The sequence below is a fragment of the Acinetobacter sp. YH12201 genome (assembly GCF_013418145.1).
Classification (GTDB): Bacteria; Pseudomonadota; Gammaproteobacteria; order Pseudomonadales; family Moraxellaceae; genus Acinetobacter.
This window is the reverse complement of record NZ_VPCP01000083.1, coordinates 1-13,011: the sequence shown is the minus strand read 5'-3', so window position 1 is coordinate 13,011 and position 13,011 is coordinate 1. Positions and strand designations below refer to the sequence as shown.

General features: G+C 41.3%; 9 protein-coding genes and 2 pseudogenes. 9 read left to right on the top strand and 2 right to left on the bottom strand.

All coding sequences use genetic code 11. The features are described 5' to 3' along the window. Window positions 1-108 precede the first annotated feature (108 nt). Window positions 109-716, bottom strand: a pseudogene (locus tag FTU91_RS13685) (phosphatase PAP2 family protein). Window positions 717-871: 155 nt separating this feature from the next. After that, window positions 872-1,576 carry an SIMPL domain-containing protein gene (locus FTU91_RS13680; protein WP_180082498.1) on the bottom strand — a complete coding sequence of 235 codons (705 nt, stop codon included), beginning with the start codon at window positions 1,574-1,576 and terminating at the stop codon, window positions 872-874. Window positions 1,577-2,051: 475 nt separating this feature from the next. Here FTU91_RS13680 and FTU91_RS13675 point away from each other — a divergent pair, with 475 nt between their 5' ends. The 9 genes and pseudogenes from FTU91_RS13675 to FTU91_RS13635 form a co-directional block, all read left to right on the top strand. After that, complete coding sequence (locus tag FTU91_RS13675) at window positions 2,052-3,425, top strand: diaminobutyrate--2-oxoglutarate transaminase (protein ID WP_180082496.1); 1,374 nt, start codon at window positions 2,052-2,054, stop codon at window positions 3,423-3,425. Window positions 3,426-3,428: 3 nt separating this feature from the next. Further along, complete coding sequence (locus tag FTU91_RS13670) at window positions 3,429-4,961, top strand: aspartate aminotransferase family protein (protein WP_180082494.1); 1,533 nt, start codon at window positions 3,429-3,431, stop codon at window positions 4,959-4,961. Window positions 4,962-5,700: 739 nt separating this feature from the next. Further along, entirely contained in the window at window positions 5,701-6,726 is a 1,026-nt protein-coding gene (locus FTU91_RS13665; protein WP_166167009.1) for a substrate-binding domain-containing protein, read from the top strand. A gap of 99 nt (window positions 6,727-6,825) precedes the next feature. Then, window positions 6,826-8,205 carry a phosphate ABC transporter permease subunit PstC gene (gene pstC, locus FTU91_RS13660; protein ID WP_086196110.1) on the top strand — a complete coding sequence of 460 codons (1,380 nt, stop codon included), beginning with the start codon at window positions 6,826-6,828 and terminating at the stop codon, window positions 8,203-8,205. Continuing rightward, a complete protein-coding gene (pstA, locus tag FTU91_RS13655) occupies window positions 8,202-9,593 on the top strand; it encodes a phosphate ABC transporter permease PstA (RefSeq protein ID WP_086196109.1) in 1,392 nt (463 codons plus the stop codon). Before pstC ends, pstA begins: the two co-directional genes overlap by 4 nt. A 13-nt stretch (window positions 9,594-9,606) precedes the next feature. Next, complete coding sequence (pstB, locus tag FTU91_RS13650) at window positions 9,607-10,533, top strand: phosphate ABC transporter ATP-binding protein PstB (protein WP_218944787.1); 927 nt, start codon at window positions 9,607-9,609, stop codon at window positions 10,531-10,533. An 82-nt stretch (window positions 10,534-10,615) separates the two neighbouring features. After that, window positions 10,616-11,287, top strand: a complete 672-nt coding sequence (locus FTU91_RS13645) for a hypothetical protein (RefSeq protein WP_180082492.1) — start codon at window positions 10,616-10,618, stop codon at window positions 11,285-11,287. Between the two features lie 52 nt (window positions 11,288-11,339). Then, window positions 11,340-12,302, top strand: coding sequence for a protease SohB (gene sohB / locus FTU91_RS13640; RefSeq protein ID WP_180082489.1), 963 nt, complete (start codon window positions 11,340-11,342; stop codon window positions 12,300-12,302). Between the two features lie 285 nt (window positions 12,303-12,587). Continuing rightward, window positions 12,588-12,884: pseudogene (locus tag FTU91_RS13635) on the top strand (IS982 family transposase); the annotation flags it as partial. Window positions 12,885-13,011 lie beyond the last annotated feature (127 nt).

The following is a 13,011-nucleotide window of genomic DNA, read 5'->3' as shown; positions in this document are numbered from 1 at the left end:
AAAATACAAAATAATTCGGTAATATGATCCATCGAGAAGCCTTGTTTTATAACATTTTGTATTGAGAACCAATATGTTATAAATTCAGGGCTTTTTTTCTACTCTTTTTTATATCGAACTCAGGTTAATTAAACTACGTTGAATTAGAGCGCCAAATAATTTTTCATAGAGGAACATGACCCAACACATCAGTTTTGCCTGGTAGTGATTCCATAATTTTAAACCAGCAAGATTCACAGCCCACGACAAAATAAAGACACTGAACATATCAACCGGGAAATGCACACCAACATAGATTCGTGACCATGCCACCAGCCAGGCAACTGCCAGCAAGAATTTTCCAATATCCCGGCGCGCCGAAAAATAATAGGCAAAGGCAATACTGCTAAAAATGGTCATATGATTGCTGGGGAATGACCCAGTTGCTTCGTGTGCAATTAAAGTATGTCCGACATGCATCACAAAAGGGCGTGGGGTATTGAACAGGTAAGAGGCTAGTTCACTGATGGAAAGAGCAATACAACAAAATACAAAGGCTTTTAGAATCAGGGCTTTTGAATTTTGATGACCATAAAACTAAAACAGGGCAAAGTAGGCAATCAGCAGATACATGAGATCATGGGCGACAAAAGTGGCAAAGCGCATCATCAATGGAGAAGCCTGTTCAGATCATTCAAAATGCTAAACAGATCAAGATTTAAACTTTCAAGGGGCATGTAGTAAGTGGGAGAGATAAAAGACGAAAGATGGGGGTTACAAGAAAAATAAAATGAAACGTTTAACAGGATTGTCGCTATATTGTTGTAAATTATCTATTTGGCTGATTAAAAAACCGTGTGTGCACACGGTTTTTGTTTAACTCATCATTTCATTATTTAAACTGAATTGAACCATTGGCATTAACGGTAATTTTTGATTCACCGGCCTCAACATTTTGCGCATCAGCGGCCTCAGCACCTGCAAATTTCGCCATATTGGCGCGTATCATTACCGGTTGTGGGTAGTAGTTATTGGTATTCAGGTTGAGATTGACCAATTGATAGCCTGATTTATTCCATGCCGAAGTCAACATTTGTGCGCGTTGCTGAAAGTTTTTCGATGCTTCCACCATCAATTCATTTTCCACTTTTTTACGTTGTGCATCGGAAACGGTAAAGTTGATCGACTGGGTTTGGAAGTTTTGCTGTAATTCGCTGATTAACTGGCTGACGGCTTTAAAATCGGTACTTTTTAGGCGAATTTCAGCCCGGCCACGCCATTCTTTCAATTTCTGGCTGTCATTGTCATACACCGGATAAGTGCTCTGTGTACCCGTTTCAACTTTCACTTGCGGGTATTTTTTCGATGCTGCAATGGCTTGATTCATGAGTTGTGTGATGAGTGCAGAAAGTTCAGCTGGCTGCTTCTTGCTTCTTTCAATATATAAAACCGCATACATTTCATCATTGGAAATCTGGCGAGTGGCTTCAGCCTGGACATTGACTAAATTATAATTCAGCTGCTCTGTTGGCTGCGCAAAGGTAGCTGTTGAAAGTAGGCTAGTAAGTACTAGAGAGGAGAGAGTTAAATATCGCATTATTTTTACCTATTTTTTGTAAAGAAAACTTCAGCCTTTAATAAACATGGTATCGCTACTTCATGAGGATTTTTTGTAGACTTTGTGTCAAGATTGTAAATGGTTTGATTGATCTTATAAAAAAGGCTTTTAAATAAAATATTTAAAAATTAATCACTTAAATTGATTTAACGTGAATAGTTACGTTCATTCAATCTTTTGCATAAAAAAAGTATAAAAATAAGGTTTTCTTTAGTCTGTCACACTGTAAGATGATAATTCAATCTAAGAATTGGCTTGATATATTTTTTTGATCGGTTTTGGGCAGATAAAGTCATAAAACTTGTTTATTTTATTGAAAAATTCTGTATCATCCGCCGTTTAGTTATGATGTATAAATCAAGTCGTCAAACTAGATTCTATAAAGCACCGAGTCAAAGGACCACAAGTCACCCGACTTATTTCTTTCAACCCATATCAGAGATGGTAATTCGATATGAGCGTTTCTTCTGTAAATCCTGCCACTAAGTCTACTAACGAATACTATTTGACTCGCCAAAGCCAGATGGAATCCAATGTTCGTAGCTATCCACGTAAATTGCCGTTAGCGATAGCAAAAGCCTTAGGTTGTTGGGTTACTGATGTTGAAGGTACAGAGTACCTCGATTGTTTAGCTGGGGCAGGAACATTGGCTTTAGGCCATAATCATCCTGCGGTAATTCAAAGTATCCAAGATACGCTAGCAAGCGGTCTTCCATTACATACTTTAGATTTAACGACACCTTTAAAAGATGCATTTACTGAAGCATTACTTGAACAGCTCCCTGGTAGGAAGGAAGAGTATTGCCTACAGTTCTGTGGTCCGTCTGGTGCAGACGGTACAGAAGCAGCAATTAAATTAGCAAAAACTTATACTGGTCGTAGCTCAGTGATCAGCTTCTCAGGTGGCTATCACGGTATGACACACGGTTCTTTGGCAATGACAGGTAACTTGTCTGCGAAGAATGCAGTCAATGGCTTGATGCCAGGCGTACAGTTTATGCCATATCCGCATGAATACCGTTGCCCATTAGGCATTGGCGGTGAAGCGGGTGTTGATGCCTTGACTTATTATTTCGAAAACTTCATTGAAGATGTAGAAAGCGGTGTAACCAAGCCAGCAGCTGTGATTCTTGAAGCGATTCAAGGTGAAGGCGGTGTGGTGACTGCACCAGTTAAATGGTTGAAGAAAATCCGTGAAGTGACTGAAAAACACAATATCGTGTTGATTCTTGACGAAGTTCAAGCAGGCTTTGGACGTTCAGGCAAAATGTTTGCCTTTGAACATGCGGGTATTGAACCTGACGTAGTGGTGATGTCTAAAGCTGTAGGTGGTAGCTTACCACTTGCAGTACTGGGTATTAAACGCAAGTTTGATGCTTGGCAGCCAGCAGGTCACACTGGTACTTTCCGTGGTAACCAGTTGGCGATGGGTACAGGTCTTGCGACTATCAAAACCATCAAAGAACAAAATCTTGCACAAAATGCGCAAGAACGTGGCGATTTCTTACAAGCTGAATTGAAAAAATTAGCAGTGGAATTCCCATGTCTCGGTAACGTACGTGGCCGTGGTTTGATGATCGGTATTGAAATCGTTGACGAACGTCAAAAAGCAGATCATATGGGTTCATTCCCTGGTGATTCTCAATTGGCTGCTGCAATCCAGGCTGCATGTTTCGACAACAAACTGTTGTTAGAAAAAGGTGGTCGTAACGGTACTGTGATTCGTTTACTTTGCCCGCTTATCATCACCCAAGAGGAATGTGTTGAAGTGATTGTCCGCTTTAAGAAAGCAATTGCTGAAGCGCTTGTTGCAGTTCGAGGTGCATAAGGCATGGTAGATTTTGCAGAACACCGTAAAGCGTTATTCTGCAATGATGCAGGTTCTATTGCTGACTATCAGTCAGCAATGGACGAAGCGGTAAAAGCCGTTTCTGCATGGTTGCAAAACGACAAAATGTACACTGGCGGCAGCATTAAAGAGCTACGCAGTGCGATTGCATTTCATCCTTCAAAAGAAGGCATGGGTCTACACAAATCGCTTGAGCGTATGGTTGAGCTTTTCTTAAACAAAAGCCTGAAAGTTCATCATCCGCACTCGTTAGCACATTTGCATTGTCCGACCATGGTGGCAAGCCAGATTGCAGAAGTATTGATTAATGCAACCAACCAGTCTATGGACTCATGGGATCAAAGCCCGGCCGGTTCATTGATGGAAGTGCAGTTGATTGACTGGCTGCGTCAAAAAGTCGGCTATGGTTCAGGTCAGGCAGGTGTATTTACCTCTGGCGGTACCCAGTCGAACTTGATGGGTGTACTGCTTGCGCGTGATGCCTGCATAGCGAAAAACTGGAAAGACGAAAACGGCAATCCGTGGTCAGTTCAGCGCGATGGTATTCCTGCTGATGCTATGCGTAATGTCAAAGTCATCTGTTCTGAAAATGCACACTTCTCTGTGCAAAAGAACATGGCAATGATGGGTATGGGCTTCCAGTCTGTAGTCACTGTTCCTGTAAATGAAAATGCGCAGATGGATGTCGATGCTCTGGAAAAAACCATGGCGCATCTTCAGGCTGAAGGCAAGATCGTGGCTTGCGTAGTTGCAACTGCAGGTACGACCGATGCCGGTGCGATTGATCCATTAAAACAGATTCGTGAAATCACTAACAAGTACGGCGCGTGGATGCACATTGACGCAGCTTGGGGTGGTGCATTAATTCTGTCTAATGACTACCGTTCTATGCTCGATGGTATTGAGTTGTCCGATTCCGTGACGCTCGATTTCCACAAGCATTATTTCCAGACCATTTCGTGTGGCGCGTTCTTGTTAAAAGACGAAGCGAACTACCGTTTCATGCATTATGAGGCCGAGTACTTGAACTCTGCTTATGATGAAGAACATGGTGTGCCAAACCTAGTATCGAAGTCATTGCAAACGACTCGTCGCTTTGATGCGTTGAAATTGTGGATGACGGTTGAAGCATTGGGTGAAGAGCTTTATGGTTCAATGATCGATCATGGCGTGAAACTGACCCGTGATGTTGCTGATTATATTAAAGCGACTGATGGTTTAGAGCTTCTGGTTGAACCGCAATTTGCATCAGTGTTGTTCCGTGTAGTGCCAGCAGGTTATCCGGCAGAATTGTTAGATACATTGAACCAGAACGTTGCGGATGAACTGTTTGCCCGTGGTGAAGCGAATATTGGTGTGACTAAAGTGGGTGATGTTCAATCCTTGAAGATGACTACACTTAGTCCAGTTGCGACTTTAGATAACGTGAAGAACCTGCTTGGCCTTGTGCTTGCAGAGGCTGATCGTATCAAAGGTCCAATCGCGGACGGTACATATACACCGGCAATTGATTAATTGATTGTCTGTGTGAAAGGAGGAGACCATACGGTCTCCTTTTTTTTGTGTTTAAGATTGTACAACCTCATTTGATTTATGAGGTATCAATATTGATCTGATTGGAAGAGATGTGGTTGAAAAGTTTTGCTTTAAATTCAAGCTGTAAATTACAGACTAAAACCTTTTAGAGAGCAGTATTCTGCAAGCAAGTCCCAGTCATGTTCTTTAAAGATCATGTGAACAGGTCAATCAGGATTAAAGTTTTTAATTGTTTTACTGTTTATGGTCATATCACTGTCATTATTTATTTTTGACTATATGATAAAATCATGTTGTATGAATTTCAGAGACTTGGACAAGTGGTGGTAAAAATTAGAATAATTTAACTTTGGGAGGGGACAGAGAAAGCCTGATACAGATAGAAAAGAAATCCAGAAACAGAACATTTTTATTGTCTGCGCATAGAATAAACACCCTGTAAGTAGAAACAGAAGGCATGAAAAAATGACAGATTTAAGAAATATTACAAATTCGTGCTCAAAAACAATGTTTGGATAATATTTTTGATAAGTTTTTAGTTGTTGAATTTAAAAGATATTTTTAAAGATCATACAAAAGAAATGAATTATCATAAAAGCGTCACAATGCTGTAACTTGATTGTCATATTCTAAAATCAAAATGCAATCATCGAAATAAGTACAAAACTTTATAAAAAGTAGCGTACTTCAAAATTGCATCTATTGAAGAGAGAAAAGAATGCGCTTAAACCACATCGCACTTGCTTTAGCACTTTCAGGGGCAGCTGTAGCAACAACAGCAAATGCAGCTCGTGACACCATCCAGATTGCTGGTTCTTCAACTGTTTTGCCATATGCAAGTATTGTAGCAGAAGAATTTGGTAATACTTTCCCGCAATTTAAAGCACCAGTTGTTGGTTCTGGTGGTACATCTGGCGGTTTAAAACAATTCTGTCAGGGTGTAGGTGACAATACCATCGACATCGCCAATGCATCTCGTAAAATTAAAGATACTGAATTGGCTGCATGTAAAAAAGCTGGCGTAAACCAAGTAATCGAAGTTAAAGTAGGTTATGACGGTATTGTATTCGCATCTAACTCAAAGAAAGCAGCTTATAAATTACGTCCACAACATGTATTTGCTGCACTGGCTGCACAGTTGCCTTCACAAGGCAAATTGGTTCCAAACCCGTATACACGCTGGAATCAAATTGACAAAGCACTTCCAAATGAACCAATTACATTGGTAATTCCAGCTTCTAACCACGGTACACGTGAAGTGTTCCAGGAAAAAATGGTTGAAGCAGGTTGTGAATCTTACGCATATTTCAAAAACTTAGACAAAGATGCTCAGAAGAAAGCATGTTCAAATTTCCGTAAAGACGGAAAAGTCATCGAAATTTCTGGTGATTATACTGAAACACTTGCACGTTTAAAAACTTCTCCAAGTGCAGTAGGCGTGTTTGGTTTAGGTTTCTATGACCAAAACCGTGACAAATTACGTGTAGCTACAGTGAACAATGTGACCCCATCAGAGAAAACTATTCTAAATGGTTCTTACCCGGTATCACGTCCATTGTACTTCTACGTAAAAGGTGAGCACCTTAAATCAATCAAAGGCTTACAACAGTATTCTGAGTACTTCCTGAATAAGAAAGTTTCAGGTAAAGGCTCTAAACTGGAAAAAGCTGGTCTGATTTCTATGTCAGACAAAGAACGTGCCAAAGTTCTTGCAAATTTGAAAGCCGGTAAAGCGGTTAAGTAATTAGGATAAATGAGCTGACGGTAGAATAATTTCTACCTTCGGCTTTTTTGTATAGACAAGTTTTTCAAAGCATGAAAATTGAAAAATGCTGGAGAATACATGAATCTGCTACTTATGGGCGTGTTGTTGGCATTAATTGCCATCGCCTATCAAATCGGGTTATCAAAAAGCCGTAACCTAGCAGGTAAGGGAAATAACACTGCAAAGTTGCACTCGCGTCCTGGCTATTACGGGGCACTGGTGGCTTTATGGTGTGGTATCCCTGCTTTTTTAATTTTACTGGTTTGGAATATTGTCGAACCGAACATTCTGCGCCATGTGGTGTTAAATAATGTCCCTGCAAACGTTGCAGCGACATTGGATCGTGCCGGCATAGAAGTGCTCATTGATCGTGTTAAAGCGATTGCTTCGGGTTTTGGTGTGAGTGATCAAGCCGCAGCCTATGAAATTGCAGCCGCACAGCAACTCGCGAAAATTGAAACGATTAGTTCTTTTGCCAAATTGGCTTTAGTGATTTGTGCCGCTTTGGCGGGTCTGGTGATGGCTAAAAAGCGCATTGCCCAGCAATATCGTGCCCGTAACCAGGTTGAAAAAATCATTAATTGGGGCTTGGCTCTATGTTCCGGTGTGGCCATCTTAACCACCATCGGAATTGTACTTTCGATGTTTAGCGAAGCCATGCGCTTTTTCCATTTTGTCAGTCCGATCGATTTCTTTTTTGGTACGGAATGGAACCCTGGATTTAGTACTTCTGGAAATGCAGAAGGCAGTTATGGCCTGTTGCCATTAATCTGGGGAACCCTGATGGTGAGCGGAATCGCCTTATTGGTTGCGGTTCCTGTTGGACTGATGATTGCTATCTATCTGGCTGAATATGCACCTTCAAGTTTTCGTGCCTGGGCAAAACCTGCCATTGAAGTTTTAGCCGGTATTCCAACCATTGTTTATGGCGTGTTCGCATTGATGGTGATTGGTCCGTTCTTCAAGTTGCTTGGCGAAAGCATTGGACTACACATTAATGCAACCAGTGCCTTAACTGCCGGTTTTGTCATGGGGATCATGATTATTCCGTTTGTATCTTCACTGTCGGATGACATTATTACCCAGGTGCCACGTGCACTACGCGATGGTTCTTTAGGGCTGGGTGCAACCAAGTCTGAAACCATTCGTCAGGTGGTTCTGCCTGCTGCACTCCCGGGGATTATTGGCGCATTCCTACTTGCCGCATCACGTGCGATTGGTGAAACCATGATTGTGGTTCTGGCAGCAGGGAATAGCCCATTATTGCATGTCAATCCGCTAGAAGCCGTATCTACAGTTACTATTACCATTGTGAACCAGTTAACCGGCGATACCGACTTTGCCAGCCCGCAAGCTTTGGTGGCATTTGCATTAGGTCTAACGCTGTTTGTCATTACGTTAGGTTTAAACATTGTTGCACTGTATATCGTGCGTAAATATCGCGAGCAATACGAATGAGTACATCAAATACATCTTCTATGGGGCAAAGCTTTGACCCACAAGCTGCAGCTGAATTACGCGAAAAACGTAAACAGAGAATTGCCAGTTCTTTAGCCAAACGTCATCGTAAAGAAAAGACATTCCGTATTTTAGGCTTTTCTGCAGTTGTGACAGGTTTGTTCTTTGTGGTGCTTTTATTCGGAAGTATTTTAGCGAAAGGCTTACCTGCATTCTGGCAAAGCAGTCTCTCTGTACCGGTCTATTTCGATCCTGCCATCATTCAGGTGGGTGCAAAACCTACGCAGAAGGATGGCGAATCTCCAGCCCAGTTTGCAGAGCGTACCATTGCCTGGCAAACCGAAATGGGCATGGTGGATTGGGATGCCTTGATTGTTAATGGCATGATTGCAAAAGATCCTTCAATTGCCTCAAAACGTGATGATTTATCCGCTTTGTATACCAGTTCAGAGGCCTATCGCTTGCGTGATATGGTAATGGCTGATCCAACGCTGATTGGCAAAAAAGAAGAGATCAAGATTCTGGCCGATGCCAATGTCGATGTATGGTTAGCAGGTAATATTGATCGCAGTTTACCTGATGACCAGCAACAGCTTAGTCCTGAAATTCGCCAGCTTGCCGATGATTTAAAAGCCAAAGGTGTGATTGAGAATAGCTTTAATACCAATATCTTTACCAATCCGGACTCACGTAGTTCACCTGCAACTTCTGGTCTTGCAGGTGCATTTATGGGCTCAGTGTTCATGATGCTGATCGTGATTTTTATCTCGATTCCGATTGGTGTGGCATCAGCTATTTATCTTGAAGAATTTGCGCCTAAAAATTGGATTACAGATGTTGTTGAAGTGAATATCAATAACTTGGCAGCGGTTCCTTCGATAGTCTTTGGTTTGCTCGGCGCTGCAATTTTTATTGGCTGGATGCATTTACCCCTTTCTGCACCATTGGTCGGTGGTCTGGTACTGAGTCTGATGACCTTGCCAACCGTGATTATTACTACACGTGCATCACTGAAAGCAGTACCACCATCCATTCGTCAGGCGGCATTGGGCCTGGGTGCTTCCCGTGTACAAACGGTATTTCATCACGTGCTACCTTTGGCGCTTCCGGGCATTTTAACCGGCGCCATTATTGGGGTAGCACAAGCCCTCGGTGAAACCGCACCCTTACTTTTGATTGGGATGAGTGCTTTTGTAGCAAGCGTGCCAGCGACACCACTCGATCAATCTACTGCATTACCGGTACAAATTTTCTTATGGCAGGGTAACGAATTACGTAACTTCTTTGAAGGACGTACTGCTGCCGCAATTATTGTCTTACTGGCGCTGATGGTTGGTTTGAATAGCCTTGCCATCTGGTTACGTAAGAAACTTGAAGTGCGCTGGTAAGTGAGGACAATATATGAATACTGTAACAGCTATGACACAAGCAAATTCCTTAGAACAGGATGAATCCGTGAATCCAGAACAGAAACAGTTTATCGCTCCCGAAGTCGATCAAAAACATCCTGGTACTTCATTTGTTTCTCAATTCGATACTCATACTTCAACGAAAAAAGAAAATGAAACATCGAATGTTAAAATAAGTACTTCAGATGTCCATGTTTACTATGGCGAAGCAGAAGCCATTAAAGGTATTGACATCAATATCTATGAAAATGAAGTGATTGCCTTTATTGGTCCATCGGGATGTGGTAAATCAACTTTCCTGCGTACCTTAAACCGTATGAACGACACCATTGATACCTGTCGCGTGACCGGTAAGGTAATGCTTGATAATCAGGATATCTATGACTCGAATCTGGACGTAGTTTTACTGCGTGCACAAGTTGGTATGGTGTTCCAGAAACCGAACCCATTCCCGAAATCAATTTTTGATAACGTGGCGTATGGTCCTAAACTGCATGGTTTGGCGCGTGATAAATACGACCTGGAAGAAATTGTGGAAAATAGCCTGCATAAAGCGGGGCTGTGGAATGAAGTCAAAGACCGTTTAAACCAGCCGGGTACAGGTCTTTCAGGTGGTCAGCAGCAGCGTTTATGTATTGCGCGTACTATTGCGGTTAGTCCGGAAGTGATTCTGATGGATGAGCCATGTTCAGCGCTGGACCCGATTGCAACGGCTAAAATTGAAGAACTGATTTCAGAACTTTCAACCCAATATACCATTGCGATTGTAACGCACTCGATGCAACAGGCTGCACGTGTATCTGACCGTACTGCCTATTTCCATTTGGGTGACTTGATTGAAGTCAATTCGACTGAAAAAGTCTTTACCCAGCCGGATCACCAATTGACTGAAGCGTATATTACCGGTCGCTTCGGTTAATCTGAACACCATATCTAAAAAGAGCCGTAAGGCTCTTTTTTCGTTATAATTAACAGATTAAGAATCCAACCATAAAAGAAGAATGCAGCCTACACTTGAAGAGCGAGAGCGCGCTAAAATCACACGTCGTGCCTTAAAAGAGGTGTTTCAAATCGTATTTGGCACAGTGTATATAGATCAATATTTTGCTGTTTTCATGGTTGGGCTGAGTATAGTCATTGCAGTTTTGACCCCTGATTATGACGGCTTGTTTCTAACGTCGCAAAGCCGCGGCATGACAAATTACCATCGATGGCTTTATGATATTTTTGTGATTGTGTCGAGTTTGATGGGTTTTGTCCTTTATTTTTTATTGAAAAGACAAAAATATAATACTGAGTTTGGCCAAAAGTGGCGTGCCTACATTAGAGCAAATGCTGAATTTAAACTATATCGTTATCAAAAAGCACAACAGGAAGGTAAATTTCCCTTGTTGCATACACGCTTTGGGGAGTATTTCTTTCTCATTTTTTTGATTATATTGTTTGTTTCAATGTATTCATTAATCACACCAATTGAAAATTCAAGACGTGGTAATTTCTTTATTCAGACGTGGTGGCCAATCAATGCGGTCATTATAGGGGTGTTATATTCGGGATGGTTTTGGCTGTATGTTCGTTTATTCGCGGTGAAAGCTATTATGACACAATATAGGGGGTTGATTCGATGTGAACAAGCTAAACGCAATCGTAATAATACTATTGAAAAATGCTGAAATTGACCTAATCTAAAGATATAAACCGAATTAAACTGAGAATAGATTTTTTATGTTATTTCACAACCCCAAATTACCCGCTGAAATCCGTATCAACCATTTAAACGCACGTGTAAATGAACAACGAAAAAAAATTGCACAAGCGACTGCATCTAAATTGGAACAACTGCATCTTGCCCAACAGCTTTCAAAAGAAGCGCGTTTACGTAAAAAGAATAATCAAAAAATTTATGTGCTTGACTTCAAAGGTGACACAGCAGCCTCTGCCGTAGAAAACTTGCGTGAAGAAATTACCCTGATTTTAGCCACAGCAAAAGCAGGGCGTGATCGTGTTGTGGTGCGTCTGGAAAGTCCAGGCGGTATGGTGCACGGCTATGGTCTGGCAGCTGCCCAGCTGGTGCGTTTGCGGGATGCCGGTTTTAACCTGACGATCTGTGTCGATAAAGTCGCAGCCAGTGGCGGTTATATGATGGCCTGTATTGCCAATGAAATTGTATCTGCACCATTTGCCGTCGTCGGTTCCATTGGTGTGGTTGCACAGGTACCAAACTTTAACCGTCTGCTGAAAGAAAAGCACATCGACTTTGAACTTTATACCGCAGGTCAGTTTAAACGTACCGTAACCATGTTTGGTGAAAATACCGCTGAAGGTAAAGCCAAATTTGAACAAGAGTTACAGCAGACGCATGAGCTGTTTAAGCACTTTGTTGAAAAGTACCGTCCGCAGTTGAATGTTGAAAAAGTGGCAACAGGTGAGCACTGGTATGGAAAAGATGCGCTTGAATTGAATCTGGTAGATAAGCTGCAAACTTCAGATGAATATTTACTTGCTTTATTACCACAACATGAAGTCTTTGTGATTGAAACTCGACGTAAACCGACACTGGGTGAAAAGCTGGGTTTACAAGCCGCGCAAATAGCTGACGGTCTAGTCTCTGCAGTGATGAATAAAGTGATGGAATCATTGAGTAAAGCCAATGCAAATTTGCTACAAATGCGTGACCCTAAACTTTAATTGAAAGTTGTTTGCTGATTTTAAAATTGCGCTCTGATGAGCGCAATTTTTTTGACTGTAGCTTAATATCCGATTCAATTTGATCTTTTATGAGGGAATTAAAATAAATGAGCACAGGTTTTTTATGCTTCAGCATATCACCACTTCTGCAATGGATTTACTGATCCAGTTTCCGTATATTGGGAGTAAATAACCTGAGTTCGATATAAAAAAGAGTAGAAAAAAAGCCCTGAATTTATAACATATTGGTTCTCAATACAAAATGTTATAAAACAAGGCTTCTCGATGGATCATATTACCGAATTATTTTGTATTTTGGACGATTTCTGCAAAACATTTAATGAATCTTTAGAAAAAGCTTTAATTTCTGATCAAAAATCCAAGCTGAAAAAGTCAGCCTTGAGCTTGTCTGAAGCAATGACCATTGTCATTTTATTTCATCAATCCGGTTTTAGATTCTTCAAATATTTTTATTGCCAAATGATCGTTCCATTCTGGAAATCTGCTTTTCCTAAACTGCTTAGCTACAACCGATTTATTGAAATCATGCCCCGTTGTTTGCAAGCTCTGAGTAGTTTCTTCGTAAGCGTCCGCTGAACACACCTTATGAATTCATCCTATAAGCCTTAATTTAGTCCCCACTTAAAAACAAGTGGGGACTAAAATTTATGACTACAAATAATCAGACATCCATCGCATCTCTTGCGAA